At 55.5% G+C, this 17,556-nt stretch carries 17 protein-coding genes; 9 read left to right on the plus strand and 8 right to left on the minus strand.

Features of this window, described 5'->3' with window-relative positions; all coding sequences use genetic code 11:
* Positions 1–39: 39 nt before the first annotated feature.
* The 6 genes from H7R76_RS11920 to cybB form a co-directional block, all read right to left on the minus strand.
* Positions 40–1,734, minus strand: a complete 1,695-nt coding sequence (locus tag H7R76_RS11920; RefSeq protein WP_182965293.1) for a methyl-accepting chemotaxis protein — start codon at positions 1,732–1,734, stop codon at positions 40–42.
* A 137-nt stretch (positions 1,735–1,871) separates the two neighbouring features.
* Positions 1,872–2,990 carry an S-(hydroxymethyl)glutathione dehydrogenase/class III alcohol dehydrogenase gene (locus tag H7R76_RS11925; RefSeq protein WP_182928965.1) on the minus strand — a complete coding sequence of 373 codons (1,119 nt, stop codon included), beginning with the start codon at positions 2,988–2,990 and terminating at the stop codon, positions 1,872–1,874.
* A gap of 23 nt (positions 2,991–3,013) precedes the next feature.
* Positions 3,014–3,289 (minus strand): metal/formaldehyde-sensitive transcriptional repressor, encoded by a 276-nt coding sequence (locus H7R76_RS11930; protein ID WP_106929140.1) that lies wholly within the window; start codon positions 3,287–3,289, stop codon positions 3,014–3,016.
* Between the two features lie 198 nt (positions 3,290–3,487).
* Positions 3,488–3,640: a Hok/Gef family protein gene (locus H7R76_RS11935; RefSeq protein WP_106929142.1), complete on the minus strand. Its 153-nt coding sequence runs from the start codon at positions 3,638–3,640 to the stop codon at positions 3,488–3,490.
* A gap of 342 nt (positions 3,641–3,982) precedes the next feature.
* A complete protein-coding gene (gene leuE, locus H7R76_RS11940) occupies positions 3,983–4,621 on the minus strand; it encodes a leucine efflux protein LeuE (RefSeq protein ID WP_106929143.1) in 639 nt (212 codons plus the stop codon).
* A gap of 72 nt (positions 4,622–4,693) precedes the next feature.
* Positions 4,694–5,221 carry a cytochrome b561 gene (gene cybB, locus H7R76_RS11945; RefSeq protein ID WP_182965295.1) on the minus strand — a complete coding sequence of 176 codons (528 nt, stop codon included), beginning with the start codon at positions 5,219–5,221 and terminating at the stop codon, positions 4,694–4,696.
* Positions 5,222–5,420: 199 nt separating this feature from the next.
* Here cybB and H7R76_RS11950 point away from each other — a divergent pair, with 199 nt between their 5' ends.
* The 5 genes from H7R76_RS11950 (at position 5,421) to H7R76_RS11970 (ending at position 10,539) form a co-directional block, all read left to right on the plus strand.
* Complete coding sequence (locus tag H7R76_RS11950) at positions 5,421–6,401, plus strand: IS5-like element ISKpn26 family transposase (RefSeq protein WP_182930037.1); 981 nt, start codon at positions 5,421–5,423, stop codon at positions 6,399–6,401.
* Positions 6,402–6,646: 245 nt separating this feature from the next.
* Complete coding sequence (gene gap / locus H7R76_RS11955) at positions 6,647–7,648, plus strand: type I glyceraldehyde-3-phosphate dehydrogenase (protein WP_182965297.1); 1,002 nt, start codon at positions 6,647–6,649, stop codon at positions 7,646–7,648.
* Between the two features lie 117 nt (positions 7,649–7,765).
* The gene (locus H7R76_RS11960; protein WP_182928975.1) at positions 7,766–8,542 is read left to right on the plus strand and encodes an isocitrate lyase/PEP mutase family protein; all 777 of its coding nucleotides are present in this window, start codon (positions 7,766–7,768) and stop codon (positions 8,540–8,542) included.
* Entirely contained in the window at positions 8,526–9,572 is a 1,047-nt protein-coding gene (locus H7R76_RS11965) for a bifunctional transcriptional activator/DNA repair enzyme AdaA (protein WP_182965299.1), read from the plus strand. Before H7R76_RS11960 ends, H7R76_RS11965 begins: the two co-directional genes overlap by 17 nt.
* 40 nt (positions 9,573–9,612) lie before the next feature.
* The gene (locus H7R76_RS11970) at positions 9,613–10,539 is read left to right on the plus strand and encodes an alpha/beta hydrolase (RefSeq protein WP_182965301.1); all 927 of its coding nucleotides are present in this window, start codon (positions 9,613–9,615) and stop codon (positions 10,537–10,539) included.
* Between the two features lie 44 nt (positions 10,540–10,583).
* Here the strand turns inward: H7R76_RS11970 and aldA are convergent, their stop codons facing one another.
* Positions 10,584–12,032, minus strand: a complete 1,449-nt coding sequence (gene aldA, locus H7R76_RS11975; protein ID WP_182965303.1) for an aldehyde dehydrogenase — start codon at positions 12,030–12,032, stop codon at positions 10,584–10,586.
* Positions 12,033–12,296: 264 nt separating this feature from the next.
* On the opposite strand from aldA, the gene H7R76_RS11980 reads away from it, so the two are divergent.
* Positions 12,297–12,794 (plus strand): hypothetical protein, encoded by a 498-nt coding sequence (locus H7R76_RS11980; protein WP_502711070.1) that lies wholly within the window; start codon positions 12,297–12,299, stop codon positions 12,792–12,794.
* 45 nt (positions 12,795–12,839) lie between these two features.
* Here the strand turns inward: H7R76_RS11980 and H7R76_RS11985 are convergent, their stop codons facing one another.
* On the minus strand, positions 12,840–13,634 hold the full coding sequence (locus tag H7R76_RS11985; protein WP_182928978.1) for a YdcF family protein: 795 nt from the start codon (positions 13,632–13,634) through the stop codon (positions 12,840–12,842).
* Between the two features lie 361 nt (positions 13,635–13,995).
* Between H7R76_RS11985 and H7R76_RS11990 the strand changes: the two genes are divergently transcribed.
* The 3 genes from H7R76_RS11990 (at position 13,996) to H7R76_RS12000 (ending at position 17,555) form a co-directional block, all read left to right on the plus strand.
* Positions 13,996–15,318, plus strand: coding sequence for an MFS transporter (locus H7R76_RS11990; protein ID WP_182928979.1), 1,323 nt, complete (start codon positions 13,996–13,998; stop codon positions 15,316–15,318).
* A 147-nt stretch (positions 15,319–15,465) separates the two neighbouring features.
* Positions 15,466–15,897 (plus strand): MarR family winged helix-turn-helix transcriptional regulator, encoded by a 432-nt coding sequence (locus tag H7R76_RS11995; RefSeq protein ID WP_106929157.1) that lies wholly within the window; start codon positions 15,466–15,468, stop codon positions 15,895–15,897.
* The gene (locus H7R76_RS12000) at positions 15,897–17,555 is read left to right on the plus strand and encodes an MFS transporter (RefSeq protein WP_182965305.1); all 1,659 of its coding nucleotides are present in this window, start codon (positions 15,897–15,899) and stop codon (positions 17,553–17,555) included. Before H7R76_RS11995 ends, H7R76_RS12000 begins: the two co-directional genes overlap by 1 nt.
* Position 17,556 lies beyond the last annotated feature (1 nt).

Here is a 17,556-nt window from a genome sequence, read left to right on the forward strand (position 1 = left end):
ACAGCCCCGTAGCCACAAGGCTACGGGGATTTTTCCTCGTCAGAACGTTTCCCAGTTATCGGCTCCGGCCGTCGCTACCGCTGGGCGCGTCGGCGTAAACGTTGCTTTTACACTCGCCTTCTCGTGCTCAACGCTTTCGCCGCGCCCAATGCGGAACGTGCCTACTGCCTGAGTTAAGCGCGCCGCCTGCTCTTCCAGCGAGGCCGCCGCCGCCGAGGCTTCTTCCACCAGCGAGGCGTTCTGCTGGGTGACGTTGTCCATTTCGGTCACCGCCTGGCTTACCTGCTGAATACCCCGGTTTTGCTCATCGGAGGCCGCCGCAATTTCCAGCATGATGTCCGTCACGCGTTTAACCGCATCCACAATATCAGTCATCGTCGACCCGGCGCGGACAACCTCATCCGAACCGCGTTCGATAAGCGTAACCGACTCGCTGATCAGCCCTTCTATCTCTTTTGCCGCCTGTGCGCTGCGGCTGGCCAGCGTCCGCACTTCGCTCGCAACCACCGCAAACCCACGCCCCTGTTCGCCCGCTCGCGCCGCTTCGACCGCCGCGTTCAGCGCCAGAATGTTGGTCTGGAAGGCAATGCTGTTAATTACCGAGGTGATTTCGGAGATTTTCTTCGAACTGGTGGAGATGCTGCCCATGGTGGACACCACGCCGGACACCAGTTGCCCGCCGCGCGTCGCTTTGCCGGAGGCATCCTCTGCCAGCTTGCTGGCATGGTGCGCGTTGTCGGCGTTCTGTTTCACCGTTGCCGTCAGCTGTTCCATGCTGGCGGCGGTCTGTTCAATTGCCGCCGCCTGCTGCTCGGTACGCGAGGAAAGATCGGTGTTGCCCATAGAGATTTCACTGGTGCCGCGATAGATCTCTTCCGCCCCCTGGCGCACCGTACCCACGGTCTTCACCAGCGAGTGCTGCATTTTTTGCAGGTTGGCGTTAAGTTGGCCTATCTCACTACGCCCCGCGGGCTCATCAGCCATGGTCAGGTCGCCGCTGGCGATCTGCGCGATACGCGCTCCGGCACGCTGCAGCGGCATAATGACCACCCGGCGCAGAGTCGTAAAGGTCAGCAGCGTCATCGCCACCGCCATGACAAAAGCGCCAATCATAAACATCACGCCCAATCGGGTGCGGTCGTGCGCCAGATCGGCCAGCTGGTTCGCGCGTGCGGTACGAATATCAATCACTTTCAAACGAACATCGTTGTAGGCATCATCCAACGCACGGGCCTGCTCGCTCTCATAGTTGATGATGGCCTCAAACATACCGTTCTGGGCATATTTCAGCATTGGCTTCATCCCCTCAAGATAGGCGGTATAACGCTGATTCATCTCGTTATCCAACGCCCGATCGGCCGGGGTTTTGACGCTGCGATCGGTATAAACCTTGAAACCGTCCTGTGAACGTTCAATCCAGTGGCTGGCCGCCGCGAGGTTCTTCTTCATGCTGTCCATTTCGGCGATACGGCTATCGGCACCGGCGTGGATCATCATTAAACGCGCTTCGCGCAGGTAGTTGGCGCTGTCGGACAGCCCCACACGAACCTGCAGTTCTCGGGTCACATCACGCTGATCGTTATCGGCTTTCCACATAAAGTAGCCCGCCAGTCCAGAGCTCAGGGCAAACAGCAGCAGAATACCGCCCAGAACGGAACTAAAAAACGGCACCAGCCGGATATGGTGTAAGAAACCGATCTTTTGCGCACGGCTCGGCGCAGCCTTGTTATCCATGAGTAAGCTCTCTTGTACTTGAGGTAAGTACTAGAGTCATCGGCCATAGCCGCTAATTTCTTATCAGCAAAGGCGTAAAACGTAAGGCGGGTCACACTTCAGAAAACCAGCGGGAAAACACCCGCTGGTTGATGGCGTTATTTATCGCCGAAATGAATAACGGTACGAATAGATTTACCTTCATGCATCAAGTCAAACGCTTCGTTGATGTGATCCAGCGGCAGGCGGTGTGTGATGAACGGATCGAGCTGAATCTTGCCCGCCATCGCCTCTTCAACCATGCCCGGCAGCTGGGTACGGCCCTTCACGCCGCCGAAGGCAGAACCGCGCCACACGCGGCCGGTAACAAGCTGGAACGGACGGGTTTTAATTTCCTGCCCGGCACCGGCTACCCCGATGATAATGCTTTCACCCCAGCCTTTATGGCAGCACTCAAGCGCGGAGCGCATAACGTTCACGTTGCCGATACACTCAAAGCTGAAGTCCACGCCGCCGTCGGTCAGTTCCACAATCACGTCCTGAACCGGCTTGTCGTAGTCTTTCGGGTTAATAAAATCGGTGGCCCCCATTTCCCCGGCCAGCTTGAACTTCTCCGGGTTGGTGTCAACGGCCAGAATGCGCCCGGCTTTCGCCTGCACCGCGCCTTGGATCACCGCCAGGCCAATACCGCCAAGGCCAAAGACCGCTACGGTGTCGCCCTCTTTGACCTTCGCCGTGTTGTGCACCGCACCGATACCGGTGGTCACGCCGCAGCCTAACAGGCACACTTTGTCCAGCGGAGCCTGTGGGTTCACCTTCGCCAGCGAAATTTCCGCTACCACGGTGTATTCGCTGAAGGTGCTGGTGCCCATATAGTGGTAAATAGGTTCGCCGTTGTAAGAAAATCGTGTCGTGCCGTCCGGCATCAGCCCTTTCCCCTGCGTCGCACGTACGGCCTGGCACAGGTTGGTTTTACCGGATTTACAGAATTTGCACTCGCCGCATTCGGCGGTATACAGCGGAATAACGTGGTCGCCCGGCTTCAGGCTCGTCACGCCTTCACCCACTTCCACCACCACGCCGCCGCCTTCATGGCCCAGCACCGCCGGGAAGACGCCTTCCGGATCGTCCCCGGAGAGCGTAAATGCATCGGTATGGCAAACGCCGGTATGGGTGATTTTGACCAGCACTTCCCCTTTTTTCGGCGGTGCGACGTCAATTTCAACAATTTTCAGCGGCTGACCGGGGCCAAACGCAACTGCAGCACGTGATTTCATAGCTGTCTCTTCCGTTGTGATGATTATTTTAAATAGGATCGTAGCAGATGACCGACCTCAGCCATGCGCACCGCACGCTGATCCGGGGTGGTTTCTCCGCTGACCAGTTCGTCTTTGAGATGCATCTCAACCATTTCGCCCATCAGGCCGTTGGCGGCCCCGCGAATAGAGGCGATCTGTTGCAGTATGGTCAGGCAGGAATCGCCGGACTCCAGCGCGCGCTCCAGCGCTTCAACCTGCCCTTTAATACGGCGAACCCGGGTAAGCGCGCGTTTTTTATCTTCGGGTGAATGTGGCATAGCCCCTCCGGTGATATAGGGGGGTATACTATCATTTTTTATGTGATTGTAAAAAAATGATTTCATTAACGTCAAAAAGATCGGGTTGAGGCGGTAAAACAGGCCCGAGGACAACGAATCTAACGCGGGATAAAGATCGGGTGCGTTGAGGATACCGGACAACAGGAAGAATGGCGGGGATTTCTCCCCGCCTGGCTCTTACCTGGTTTCGTAAGCCATGTGAACCACTATCTCCGTTTCGCCGCTTCGGAAGCGAACATCACAGAGGTTTTTATTGTTAAACAGCAAAGCGCACAAAAGCGTTATACCGATAACGATTAGCGCCAGAAGCGCTGATTTTCGTGGTTCCATAGCCCACTACTCCTTGACCCGAAGGTCTGTAAGAGGCTAGTCTCTATGTTGTAGGGCGTAGATGTGGCCTCGGTAAATGTTAAGCGTCCTGCAAGACGCATAATGTTTCCGGGGCTTTCTTCTATCTGCCTTTCGGTCAATGCCTGAGACAAATAGCCTCAAGCACCCGCCAACATTCTACACCCGCCAATGACGTTCCCTACCGCGATTCAACCAGACGTACTTTTTTCGGAAAATGCCAGGGCTGCGGGCGTAGCAGGTCACGCGGGTGATTTTACGCGCGGCGAGAGTAATATCAGGAAGGAAGGCCGGGTGAGCGTCACGCAACCCGGCACAAGGGAATCAGGACTGGAGCGTAGCCAGGCGTGCGGCAAAACCAACAAACACCAGGCCAATCAGGCTGTTGCCAATTTTTGCTAGCTTTTTACGGGTTTTCACGTAGCGCGTCACCAGCGAGCCAGAAACAATCAGGAAGCTCAGGTAGGTAAAGCTGACCAGCTCAAGCGTCAGCGCCAGAATAAAGAACGCCAGCCCCGGAGTTGCCGCGTGCACATCAATAAACTGCACGAAAAACGAGACATAGAACAGGATAGCCTTTGGATTCGTCAGGCTCAGGGTCAGCGCGCGTTTAAAGATAGCGTGCCCCGGTTCCGCATGCGCGTCCTGCCCCGCCGCCTTTCGCTTCAGCGTGCTGTAAAGCATCTTGCCGCCAAGATACAGCAGATAAAATGCGCCAAGGTAGCGGACGATGTTAAACAGCAGCGGCGTGGTTTTGATAAGCGTCGCCACGCCAGCAAAGGAGAGGAACATCAGCACGGCATCGCCAATAAAGACCGCCAGCGCCGCCATGTAACCTTTGCGAATACCGTGCGCGACGCCGGTTTTCAACACAAAGAGGGTATTTGGCCCCGGCACCAGAATAATAAAAATGGCCCCGAGCAAATACGTCCAGTAATTCAGCACGCCAAAATCTGCGAACACCCTGTTCTCCCTGACTCATACGTTTAAAAGATGACGTATGGTAACGCGAAGCCCAGAGAGTTTAAAGCCTTGTTAACGCTTGCGCGGCATCATGCGCAGCAGCGTATTGTCCTTCCAGAAATAGTGATGCGCCAGCGCAGCCAGAGCGTGCAGCCCTATCAGCCAGTAGCCGAGATTAGCAAGCAGAACGTGATATTGCTTAAGCGTATCGGCCAGATCGAAATTCGCCTCAGCGGCATGCGGCATCACCATGCCAAACGCCAGCCACGGGTTCCCACGATTGTACATCATGACTAATCCGATAAGCGGCAAGGCAATAAACAGCAGATAGATAGCCAGATGCCCCAGGTGCGACAAACCGGTGATCATCGGCTTTGGTTTCGGCACAATCGGCGGCGCCGGTCGTTTGAGACGAATCAACAGGCGCGCCACCATCAGCAGCAGAATGCTGATGCCACAGGAAACGTGAATCATATTGATGATTGGGCGATCGCTACGCGGGAAAAAACCGCGCAACTCCATGGCGGCGTAGGCCACAACCACCAGCAGGAACACCAACCAGTGGATCGTAATTTGCAAGCGGGAGTATTTGTCGTTCATTGTTGATGTCACGCTAAAAATTCACATAAAGACAAAAATAGCTTCCATTCATTAAAAATTCATTAACTTTTTCATATCACTACAAATTATTTTATCACGCTTACATTGCCCTTCAGCCCTGGCTGAACTAAGGAAGGTGCGAACAAGTTCCTGATATGAGATCATCATGTTCATCCGGAGCGCATCCCAGAGGGACATCATGAGCCATCAACTCACCTTCGCCGATAGTGAATTCAGCACTAAGCGCCGTCAGACCCGAAAAGAGATTTTCCTCTCCCGCATGGAGCATATTCTGCCATGGCAGAATATGACCGCTGTCATCGAGCCGTTTTATCCCAAGGCGGGCAATGGCCGACGGCCCTATCCGCTGGAGACCATGCTGCGTATTCACTGCATGCAGCATTGGTACAACCTGAGCGACGGTGCCATGGAAGATGCCCTGTACGAAATCGCCTCCATGCGCCTGTTTGCCCGATTATCCCTGGATAGCGCCCTGCCGGATCGCACCACCATCATGAATTTCCGCCACCTGCTCGAGCAGCATCAACTGGCCCGTCAATTGTTCAAGACCATCAATCGCTGGCTGGCCGAAGCAGGCGTCATGATGACCCAAGGCACTTTGGTGGATGCCACCATCATTGAGGCACCCAGCTCTACCAAGAACAAAGAGCAGCAACGCGATCCGGAGATGCATCAGACCAAGAAAGGCAATCAGTGGCACTTTGGCATGAAGGCCCACATTGGTGTCGATGCCAAGAGTGGCCTGACCCACAGCCTGGTCACCACCGCGGCCAACGAGCATGACCTCAATCAGCTGAGTAATCTGCTTCATGGAGAGGAGCAATTTGTCTCAGCCGATGCCGGCTACCAAGGAGCGCCACAGCGCGAGGAGCTGGCCGAGGTGGATGTGGACTGGCTGATCGCCGAGCGTCCCGGCAAGGTAAAAACCTTGAAGCAGCATCCGCGCAAGAACAAAACGGCCATCAACATCGAATACATGAAAGCCAGCATCCGTGCCAAGGTGGAGCACCCGTTTCGCATCATCAAGCGGCAGTTCGGCTTCGTGAAAGCCAGATACAAGGGGCTGCTGAAAAATGATAACCAACTGGCGATGTTATTCACCCTGGCCAACCTGTTTCGGGTGGACCAAATGATACGTCAGTGGGAGAGATCTCACTAAAAACCGGAAATAACGCCAGAAATGGCGGAAAAAATAGCCTAAATAGGCTGATTCGATGTGTTTGCGGGAAAAAAATCGGCCCAGATCCGCGAAATTTTAATCAGCGAGTCAGCTTTGGAAGAAATGACCTGCTTATTCGCACCTTCCCTAAGCCTGGACAGGTGAAACATATCATCCACACTTATTTATCAGCGATTGTTAAGTACCGATATTGGGTAAAGGCCCATCACTGACAGGAGAGTAACATGAGTAAAATTGGCATTAACGGGTTTGGGCGCATCGGCCGTCTGGTGCTGCGCCGGTTACTGGAAGTATCCAGCAGTCATGAAGTGGTGGCGATTAACGACCTGACGTCGCCAAAAGTACTGGCTTATCTTTTAAAGCATGATTCGAACTACGGCCCCTTCCCATGGAGCGTCGATTTCACCGACAACGCGCTGATCGTCAACGGCAAAACCATCACCGTTTATGCCGAAAAAGATGCCAAAAATATCCCGTGGACGGCCCAGGGCGCCGAGCTTATCGTAGAGTGCACCGGCTTCTACACCTCAACCGAAAAATCACAGGCGCACCTTGATGCCGGGGCTAAAAAAGTGCTGGTCTCCGCGCCAGCCGGAGAGATGAAAACCCTGGTCTTTAACGTCAACGACGACACGCTGAACGCCAGTGATAAGATTATTTCCGTCGCCTCGTGCACCACCAACTGCCTGGCGCCGATGGCTAAAGCGCTCAACGATGCATTCGGCATTGAAGTGGGTACCATGACGACCATTCACGCCTACACCGGCACCCAGTCGCTGGTCGACGGGCCGCGCGGCAAAGACCTGCGCGCGTCGCGCGCGGCGGCGGAGAATATCATTCCGCATACCACCGGCGCGGCCAAAGCGATCGGTCTGGTTATCCCGGCGCTGAGCGGCAAGCTCAAAGGTCATGCTCAACGCGTGCCGACCAAAACCGGATCGGTAACGGAACTGGTGTCGATTCTCGGCAAAAAAGTGACCGCCGATGAAGTTAATCAGGTGATGAAAAAAGCGGCCGAAAACAATGAATCGTTCGGCTACACCGAAGAAGAAATTGTCTCTTCCGATATCATCGGCACCCATTTTGGTTCCGTGTTTGACGCCACGCAAACGGAGGTCACCGAAGCCGGCGGCCTGCAGCTGGTTAAAACCGTCTCCTGGTACGATAACGAATACGGTTTTGTGACGCAGCTGATTCGCGTGCTGGAGAAATTCGCCAAAATGTAACCCCTCCGGCGGGTGCTTAGCGCCCGCCTTTTCTCACAAAATGGTCGTCCAATTTTCGGTTGTGAGCAGGGTTGCCGTAGCGGCACACTCCGTCTGCACACACAACCGGAGACACCCATGGATTTCACTGCCCAACATTATCAACAAAAACCCTTAGTTATCGCCAACGTCTGGGACGTGCCCAGCGCGCAGGCTGCGCAGCGAGCCGGTTATCAGGCGATAGGCACCTCGAGCGCTGCCGTTGCCGCCATGCTCGGGTATCCCGATGGCGAAGCCCTGCCATTTGACGCCCTGCTGTTGATCGTACGCCGCATCCGCGCCGTCTGTTCGCTGCCCCTCAGCGTAGACGTTGAAGCAGGCTACGCCACGACCGCCGAAGATATGACTCTCCATTTGCGCCAGCTGGCTGAGATGGGCGTTGTCGGCATCAATCTGGAGGACAGTCGGGTCATTGATGGCGTGCGTAAGCTTGAAGATCCTGACCTCTTCAGCCAGCGCCTGCAGGCGGTTCGTACGGCGCTGGTCTTCCATCGCTGCTCGCTGTTTATCAATGTGCGCAGCGATGCTTTTTTACTCGGTCTTACCGACGCCCTTGATGTGACACTGTCACGAATAACGCGTTATGCTGCCTGCGGCGCGGACGGTCTCTTCATTCCCTGCGTCATCGAAGCACAGGATATTGCGGCGCTGGTTCAGCACACCCGACTGCCGTTGAACGTCATGGCCATTCCCGGGCTCAGCGACTTTACCACGCTGGCAAAACTTGGCGTACGCCGCATTTCGATGGGGAATGCGCTACATAGTGCAATACAACATCGGCTAAACGATCTACTGTTAACCGTTCAGCAGCAGCAGTCATTCGCAGGAGTCTTTAACGATGAAAATTACCGATAGCGCGCAGTGTGATCGCTGGTACCAGGCGCTGCTGGCGCGTGCGTCAGAATATACCGGGGTATTTTTCGTCGGCGTAAAAACGACCGGGGTGTTTTGCATTGCCGTGTGCCGGGCGCGGAAGCCCAAACGAGAAAACGTTGAATTTTACAGTGACTTCAAATCGGCGCTCGATGCCGGTTTTCGTCCCTGCAAAGTGTGCCGCCCCACGGAAAATGCCTGTACCGCACCGCCTTATATTGAGCAGGCGCTGGCGCTGGTGCGTCTGACGCCCAAAGCGCGGATTAGCGATAGTCAACTGCGCGAGCATCGCATCAGCCCCGAGCGCGTTCGCCGCTGGTTTTTGCAGCATCATGGCATCACCTTTCAGGCGTTCCAGCGGATGCAGCGAGTGAATGTCGCGCTGCAAGAGTTGAGAGGCGGCCGCAGTGCCACTGATGTCGCCTTCGACAATGGCTACGACTCGCTGAGCGGTTTTGGTTATACCTGTAAAAAACTCACCGGCCACTCACCGGCCGCTCGGCAGCAAACGATCGTTATCCACCGCTTTACCACCCCGCTCGGGCCAATGTTCGTTTGCGCTACCGAGCGCGGCGTCTGTCTGCTGGAGTTTGTCGACCGTCGTATGCTGGAAACCGAATTCAGCGATCTTCAGCGTCTGCTGCGCGCGCAGATTATCGCCGGTCAGAACGCGCATACCCGCCTGGCAGAGCGAGAAATCGGTGAATATTTTGCCGGCACGCGCCGCGCTTTTACTCTGGCACTCGATACGCCCGGTAGTGATTTTCAGCGCCGCGTGTGGGCCGCGCTGCGCCAGTTGCCCAGCGGTGAAACCACCCATTACCAGGCGCTGGCGGAGAGTCTGAATCACCCCACCGCCGCACGCGCGGTCGCAGCCGCCAACGGCGTGAACCGTATTGCTATCGTTATTCCCTGCCACCGGGTTATCGGCAAAGACGGCAGTATGACCGGCTATGGCGGCGGCGTTGCGCGTAAAGCCTGGCTGCTGGCGCACGAAAAAACCTGCCGCTGAGGACGGTAACCGCCATAAACACCACACCAAGGAGGAGAAAATGCACGTTGTCACCCAGGAAGATTTGCTGGCGCGGATGGATAAAGCCGCCCGCGCGGCCACCACGTTTTCACTATGGCCCGAAGGCGATGCGCCCGGTGCACGCAATAGCCATGCGGTCCCCGCGCTGGAGGCCGATCACACCGGCCCCAGCGAATGGGATCGTGCGGTAACCGGCATCCGCGCGCCGCACATTACGGTGTTTGAACCCGAACGACCAAACGGCGTGGGTATTCTGGTCACGCCCGGCGGCTCCTACCGCCGCGTCGTGCTGGACAAAGAAGGCACAGCGCTGGCCCCGGAGTTTACCGCGCGAGGCTATACGCTTTTCGTGATGACCTACCGCCTGCCCGACGATGGGCACCTCGAGGGGGCGAATGCGCCGCTGGCCGACGTGCAGCGAGCCATGCGCACGATCCGCAGCCGGGCGGCTGACTGGGGCCTACAGCCCGATAAACTCGGGGTACTGGGATTTTCCTCTGGCGGTCACGTCGCCGCTAGCCTCGGCACCCGATACGAGGAAACCGTATACCCTTCACAAGACCCCATTGACGACCTTTGCGCACGCCCTGATTTTATGGCGCTGGTTTACCCGGTTATCAGTATGGACGACGCGTTTGGCCACGCAGGCTCTCGCCAGGCACTGATCGGCCATATGCCGAGCGCTGCGCAACGCGCACATTACTCGCTGGAAAAAAGAGTGACGCCGGAAGCACCGCCCACCTTTATTTTGCATGCTGTGGATGACCCGGCGGTCAAAGTGGAGAACAGCATCGCACTGTTTAACGCCCTGCATGCTCAGGGCGTACCGGTCGAAATGCACCTGTTTGAGCAGGGGCGGCACGGCTTTGGTATTCGCGATGCGCAGGGTCTGCCCGTCGCGGTATGGCCGCAGCTGATGATGAACTGGATAGCCACTAAAGCCTAGCGACATCTGCCATCCGGCGCAGCAGGTGCCGGATGGCACTCGATTTACGCCCCCTGCGATTGCAGGTAAACCACCTGGGTCTGCAAATATTCGTTCAGACCGTGACGGCCGTCGGCACCACCAATACCCGACTTACGCCAGCCCGCATGAAAACCCTGCATCGCTTCAAAGTTTTCGCGATTAATGTAAGTCTCACCAAACTTCAGCCCGCGGATCGCTTTCATCGCCAGGTTGAGGTCGCGGGTATACACCGACGACGTCAGGCCGTAGTCGCTGTCGTTAGCCATCTTTAGCGCCTCATCGAGCGTATCAAACATCACCACCGGCAGCACCGGGCCGAAGGTTTCTTCATGCATGATGCTCATATCCTGACGCACGTTCAGCAGCAGGGTTGGCGGGTAGAAATAGCCCGGGCCTTGCACCGCTTTGCCGCCGAGCACCACGTTTGCCCCTTCAGCAACGGCCTTCGCCACCTTTTGCTCAACGCGCGCCAATGCCGCAGCATTAATCAACGGCCCCATGGCGATATCATTACGCTCCGTCGGATCGCCGAATGAGACCGCCTTCATCGCTTCGCCCAGTTGACTCACGAAGCTATCGTAAATGCCTTTCTGCACGTACACGCGTTCCGCGCAGTTGCACACCTGCCCGCTATTGATCACGCGGGAATCAACAATTGCCTTCACCGCCAGCGCAATGTCGGCATCATCCAGCACAATGGCCGGGGCCTTGCCGCCCAGTTCAAGGCAAACTTTGGTGATATTTTTGGCCGCCGCCGTCATAATCTTCTCGCCCGCCGTTACGCTACCGGTCATGCTAACCATCGCGACCTTCGGATTGCCCGCCAGTTCCTGGCCCACGGTCTCACCGCGCCCCAGCACCAGGTTAAAGACCCCTTTAGGCAGCCCGATATCGTGAACAATTTCGGCAAAAGCAACGGCGTTATTTGGCGTAAACTCGCTCGGCTTAATCACAATGGTATTGCCGGTAATCAATGCAGGCGCCAGCTTACGGGCTATCAGGAAGAACGGAAAATTCCACGGCAGGATCCCGGTGGTTACGCCCAGCGCACGTTTAAAGACAAAAATATTTTCACCGGCACGGTCGCTTTGCAGGATCTCGCCGTCATAACGACGCGCCCATTCAGCCATATACTCAATGTAATCAGCGGTAAAATTCACTTCCACCTCAGCCAACTGCTGTATTTTTCCGCCTTCGGCGACGATCAGCTTGCTGATTTCCGATGAACGCGCGCGGATGCCGGCGGCAATTTTGCGCAACCACCCTGCGCGTTCAATCGCAGGCAACGCCTCCCATCCAGGCTGGGCGCGTTCGGCAGCATCAATCGCCCTTTTCGCCTGTTCAGCGTCGCCATCGGGGATGCGTGAAAGGCACACCTCCGTTGCCGGGTTAATCACATCAATCCAGCCTTCGCCCTGCCAGTTGACAAACTGGCCATCGATATACATCGGATGTTGTACGGGTGACGTCATAAGCTGCTCCTTTCTGCGTGAGTGTTTAACAGGTAAAAATATTGTTAAACACATATACAATTTGGCAACTTTCCCCAACCGGTTCACGCCGTTTATGTGAGGTCACGCGTAAAGATAACGCCGATACGGCACAAATAATAAACTACCGTTCCAGCTTGGTTGAACCTTTGTTTATTACGCAGAATGTATGATGAAGGATATTATTTTACTTTTGAGTTCTTTCTGAGTTTTATCATGCGTAAAATCGCCAACGCGCTGGTATTTATGTCAGCAATGACGCCAGCTGCGTCGAGCATCGCGAGTGAGTTAAATCTGTATTCCGTGAATACCGGGTCATTCGTTTATCATATGACCGGGAATCACGGGCAATATAATGAGAATTTCAACAACCAATTCTTCTCCGTCGAGCGTAAATTCTCCGCCGAGTCAAAATACAGCGTCCTCGTTGGAACCATGAAAAACAGCTTTGCCGATCGCTGCCTGACGCTGGGCGTGCGCCGCGACTGGTTAAACGGCACGAACAGCAATAAAGGCTGGACCTTTAAAGGCGTATACGCCTATACGGGAGAGTTCTTTTTTGATGCCTTTAAACACTGCGGCGATGAAGGGGCTTACCATACGGCGAAGAAAATCACCGGTGTAGGCTTTTCACCGTATATTTACCACGGGCTGCAGTATAATTTTACCGACAACTTCGGGATTGAAAGCGGCGTGATTTTACCGTCGATATTTGTCGTGAGCATGCAGTGGAGTTTCCGCTAAGCGGTATGCCCCTCCGGCGTCGCTGCGCCTGGCCGGAGAGACTCATTATGCCATACGGCGGCTCGCTAATATTTGCTGTAGCTGCGGGTCGGCGGTTAACCGCTGCCACGCGGCCTCAACGTCCTGCGGAATATCGACATGAGCGATAAATCCCTTTCCTTGTGGACCATAGCCGTCTGCATTGTCGCGCAAACGCGGCAATTCGCCCAAAATCAACGATAAATAGCGCGCTAGCGGCCAGACGCCATTGTCCGGCTGCCGCCAGAGAATGCCCTGCGGGGTATAATCCACCACGGGAAGGTAACCCGGGTAGCTTAGCCAGCGCGGCGCGTACTCAACGCCCTGCCAGACACGGGCAAAGGTCGCCATGGTACGGCGCTGCATCGTTGGGTCCTGCACCACCGTGGCACTGGCTACGCGGATGCCCTTTTCTTCCATCACCTGGCGGGTAAACTCCGCGTTCTCACCGCAGTTGGTCGACTGCGCCTCAACCACAATCCGCGATCGCGGGATTTGCCAGAAACGCTGGGCGATTTCCGCCAGCAGCACCGCCTCCGGTTCGCCCTGGGTGGCAATGCTGCAATAGCGCGGATGATGGACGATGGCGTCATAAAGAAACGACGTTGAGTGGCCAATGCCGCCGCTAATCAGCAGCGTTCCGCCATGTTCGCTGACCAGCCGACAGGCGGCGTCAATGGTTGGCATAACCGCGTTACCCGCCAATACGACCAGTTGACTCTCCGCAGCACAGGGGCGTGCGGAGAAATCATCCTGCGCCAGCCATCCGCCGAGAAGGTTGGCATCCTCAACCGAGGTTTCCGATAAATGTAACAGACTCATCGCGCGCACAACTCCTTTTAATACAGGCTCACAGAGTGCGGAAAAGCGCCTCATCGCAGCCAATTTGTAACAATAATGAAATAACCAGAAACGTCTAAAAACAATGCGGTTGCACCTGAATAATCCGCTATTAAATCAGATTTTTTCAGTATTTAAACCCAATAAATCCGCAAGCCACAGTTCCAATTAATGAAAATGACTCTCATTTTTACTCACAAATTTCAATACCACGCTTGCCAAAAATAACGCACATATCTAATTTGCTTAACAAACACACAACCTTTTTCACAATCCAGGTTGCACCCACAACATCAAAAAGGTGACACCTGATTTTAACCCAATGTGGCGGGAGTTATTCTTCATGACAATACAAGAAAGCAGCACCACAATCCTGAAAAAGAATAAAAGGGTTTTGATTGCTAGCCTGACGGGCAGTTCCATTGAATGGTTTGATTATTTTCTTTACGGCACGGCTGCCGCATTGGTGTTCAACAAGATCTTTTTCCCGATGGTTGACCCGGTCATTGGCCTGATTCTCTCGTATCTCTCTTTCTCCCTGACGTTCTTTATTCGCCCGATCGGCGGCGTGATTTTTGCCCACATTGGCGACCGTATTGGCCGTAAAAAAACGCTGGTGTTAACCCTGTCGCTAATGGGCAGCGCAACCGTGATGATAGGCCTGCTGCCCACCTACGATCAGATTGGTATCTGGGCACCTATTCTGCTGATTCTGATGCGTATCATTCAGGGGATGGGCATTGGCGGCGAATGGGGCGGCGCGCTGCTGCTGGCCTACGAATACGCGCCGGAAAAACGTAAAGGTTTCTTCGGTAGTATTCCACAGGCGGGCGTCACCATCGGTATGCTGATGGCAACGTTTATCGTCTCGCTGATGACGCTGTTCAGCGAAGAACAGTTCCTCTCCTGGGGATGGCGTATCCCATTCCTGATGAGCGCGGTACTGGTGCTGATTGGCCTGTGGATCCGTAAAGATATCGATGAAACGCCGGAGTTCAAAAAAGTGAAAGCCTCCGGTAACGTCGCCAAAGCGCCGCTGCGCGAGACCTTAACTCATCACTGGCGTGAAGTGGTTATTGCCGCCGGGCTCAAGGTGGTAGAGACCGCGCCGTTCTATATTTTCTCAACCTTCGTTGTCAGCTATGCCACCACCACCTTGACCTACCAAAAATCACAGGTGCTGGAAGCGGTGACCCTCGGAGCCCTGGTCTCCACGGTCATGATTCCGCTGATGGGCCTGCTTTCCGATAAAATCGGCCGTCAGCGAATGTATGCTATCAGCGTCGTGCTGCTGGGCCTGTTTATCGTGCCATGGTTTATGCTGCTCAATACCGGCACCACCTGGGGGATTATCGTGGCAACGGTGATCACCTTTGGGGTGCTGTGGTCGCCGATCACCGCCGTACTGGGTACGCTGTGTTCGGAGATTTTCAGCGCTAACGTCCGCTATACGGGCATTACGCTCGGTTATCAAATTGGCGCTGCGCTGGCCGGCGGTACCGCGCCGTTAATCGCCACCGGTTTGCTGGCGAAATACAACGGCGATTGGGTGCCGGTTGCCTGGTATCTGGGTGCGACCGTGGCTATCTCGCTGACGGCGATTTTCTTCGCCAGCCGTCGTAAACGCCAATCCGAAACGGTTAACGCACAAACCAGTCAAATCTAATGCGGTCCCCGGGCGACGCCATTGCGTTCGCCCGGGCCACCCACAAATAGCAACGTTCTACTAACTTTTATTTTTCACATTCTCTTGAATTATGGGTTCCGGCGAATCTAAAATCATTAGAGCTCTAATGATTTTAACGATGATGCCATGGATAACCGCCAGCTGAATTTCTCCCATCTGCTCTATTTGACCGCTCACCACTGGCGGCTTGCCGTCGACCGTCGGCTGAAAGCGCTCGGCATGAGCCAGGCCAGTTGGGTTGCCGTTGCCAGCATTGCCCGTAATGAACGGCCGCTCTCGCAAACGGAACTAGCGCAAGAGCTCGGCGTGGAAACGGCTACCGTGGTGCCGCTCATTAACCGATTGGTCGCCCAGGGGCTGGTCGAACGCGTCCTCACCGAGCAGGACAAACGCAAACGCCTGCTGATTGCGACCGAGCAAGGGCTCGCGCTGTATCACCAGGTCAAAGCCGTCGCGGATGCGTTACGAGAAGAAATTCTGACCGTCCTCACGCCGCAAGAGCAGGCACAGACGTACGATGTGCTGCTCAAGCTGCTGCGTGAAGTGGAGAAGAAATAATGGCTCCTCCGCGCCGCGATCCCTACGCCCCTCGCGACTGGGCACCGCACGAAAAACCGGCCATTCTCGGTTCCCCCTCAACCCCAATTCACAGCACGCCCAGGCGTATTGCCTACGGCATCGTTGGCCTGCTGGTGTGCCTGACCGGTGCGTTGGGAAATGCGGTCGTCACCGCTAATTTGCAGAATTTACAGGGCTCGTTCTCCGCCTGGTCAAACGAAATCGCCTGGCTACCGGCGGTGTACGTGATGACCAACGTCTCCATTAATCTTCTGCTGGTGAAGTTCCGCCAGCAGTTTGGCCTGCGGGCGTTCACCGAAGGCTTTCTGGTGCTGTATGTACTGGTCACCTTTTTCCATTTATTCGTTAACGATCTCAGCTCCGCGCTGATGGTGCGAGCCGCACACGGCATGGTGGCTGCCGCGCTTAGCTCGTTAGGTATTTACTATCAGGTGCAGGCATGGCCGGCAAAGCATCGCCTGAAGGCGTTGACGATCGGCATTACCGGTTCGTCGCTGGCGATCCCCCTCGCCCGGCTGTTCTCAACCGAACTGCTACAAATTGATGAATGGCGCGGGCTGTATTTCTTTGAACTGGGTCTGGCGCTGGTCTCGCTGGCCTGCGTGATTGCCCTGAAGCTGCCGCCCAGCGATCGTATAAAGGTCTTTGAGAAAAAAGACTTCATTACCTTTCTGCTGCTGGCCCCCGGAATGGCGCTGGTCTGCGCGGTGCTCTCACTTGGCCGCCTCGACTGGTGGTTTGAAGCGCCGTGGATCGGCTGGTCGCTGGCTGGCGCTATCGTCCTTATCGTCAGCGCTATTGCGTTCGAACACAACCGCAGTAATCCGCTGCTGAATACGCGCTGGCTCTCCAGCGGCAGTATTCTGCGTCTGGGGCTGATTATGGTGCTCATCCGTATTGTGCTGGCAGAGCAAAACACCGGCGTCATCGGCTGGCTCCAGTATGTTGGCTTGCAAAACGAACAGATGACCACGCTGGCCTGGTCGATTTTCGCCGGTATCATCTGCGGCATTGTCGCCAGTTGCCTGACGCTCAACCCGCGCCGCCTCTACTGGCCAACCGCCACCGCGCTGGCGCTTATCATGGCGGCTTCGCTGCTCGACAGCCAATCCAACAGCCTGACCCGGCCGGATCAACTGATGCTCAGTCAGTTCCTGCTCGGTTTCGGCAGCGCGTTTTTCCTTGCCCCGGCCATGCTGGCGGGCATCGGCGGCGTGGTGGCTGACCAGCGCAATCTGGTCAGTTTCTCGGTGCTGTTCGGCATGAGTCAAAACGTTGGCGGCCTGCTGGGCTCGGCTATTCTCGGCACATTCCAGACCTGGCGTGAAAAATTTCACTCCAGTCAGCTTGCCGATCAGTTAACCACGCTGAACCCGATTATTAACGAACGTTTGCAGCAGTATGCCCAGCAGTATCAAAGCCAGATAGGCGACAGCGCACTGCTTAACGTACAGGCCAGCTCACTGCTACAAACCGCCTCAACGCTGGAGGCCAATATCCTCGCCTACAATGACACCTATATGCTGACGGCCGCCATTTCCGCCGCCACATTATTGTGGGTGTTCTGGCGTTTGCTAAGACTGAAAATCACTGCCCATATCGCGCTCAAGCGCGCCACGGGCAGCAAGTTACCTTAAG

This window comes from Klebsiella sp. WP8-S18-ESBL-06 (genome assembly GCF_014169755.1).
Lineage (GTDB): Bacteria > Pseudomonadota > Gammaproteobacteria > Enterobacterales > Enterobacteriaceae > Kluyvera > Kluyvera ascorbata_B.

Bases quoted from the DNA above. Each gene is read 5' to 3' on its own strand.
- H7R76_RS11920 (WP_182965293.1), bottom strand. From the start codon at position 1,734: ATGGATAACAAGGCTGCGCCGAGCCGTGCGCAAAAGATCGGTTTCTTA.
- H7R76_RS11925 (WP_182928965.1), bottom strand. From the start codon at position 2,990: ATGAAATCACGTGCTGCAGTTGCGTTTGGCCCCGGTCAGCCGCTGAAA.
- H7R76_RS11930 (WP_106929140.1), bottom strand. From the start codon at position 3,289: ATGCCACATTCACCCGAAGATAAAAAACGCGCGCTTACCCGGGTTCGC.
- H7R76_RS11935 (WP_106929142.1), bottom strand. From the start codon at position 3,640: ATGGAACCACGAAAATCAGCGCTTCTGGCGCTAATCGTTATCGGTATA.
- cybB (WP_182965295.1), bottom strand. From the start codon at position 5,221: ATGAACGACAAATACTCCCGCTTGCAAATTACGATCCACTGGTTGGTG.
- H7R76_RS11950 (WP_182930037.1), top strand. From the start codon at position 5,421: ATGAGCCATCAACTCACCTTCGCCGATAGTGAATTCAGCACTAAGCGC.
- gap (WP_182965297.1), top strand. From the start codon at position 6,647: ATGAGTAAAATTGGCATTAACGGGTTTGGGCGCATCGGCCGTCTGGTG.
- H7R76_RS11960 (WP_182928975.1), top strand. From the start codon at position 7,766: ATGGATTTCACTGCCCAACATTATCAACAAAAACCCTTAGTTATCGCC.
- H7R76_RS11965 (WP_182965299.1), top strand. From the start codon at position 8,526: ATGAAAATTACCGATAGCGCGCAGTGTGATCGCTGGTACCAGGCGCTG.
- H7R76_RS11970 (WP_182965301.1), top strand. From the start codon at position 9,613: ATGCACGTTGTCACCCAGGAAGATTTGCTGGCGCGGATGGATAAAGCC.
- aldA (WP_182965303.1), bottom strand. From the start codon at position 12,032: ATGACGTCACCCGTACAACATCCGATGTATATCGATGGCCAGTTTGTC.
- H7R76_RS11980 (WP_502711070.1), top strand. From the start codon at position 12,297: ATGTCAGCAATGACGCCAGCTGCGTCGAGCATCGCGAGTGAGTTAAAT.
- H7R76_RS11985 (WP_182928978.1), bottom strand. From the start codon at position 13,634: ATGAGTCTGTTACATTTATCGGAAACCTCGGTTGAGGATGCCAACCTT.
- H7R76_RS11990 (WP_182928979.1), top strand. From the start codon at position 13,996: ATGACAATACAAGAAAGCAGCACCACAATCCTGAAAAAGAATAAAAGG.
- H7R76_RS11995 (WP_106929157.1), top strand. From the start codon at position 15,466: ATGGATAACCGCCAGCTGAATTTCTCCCATCTGCTCTATTTGACCGCT.
- H7R76_RS12000 (WP_182965305.1), top strand. From the start codon at position 15,897: ATGGCTCCTCCGCGCCGCGATCCCTACGCCCCTCGCGACTGGGCACCG.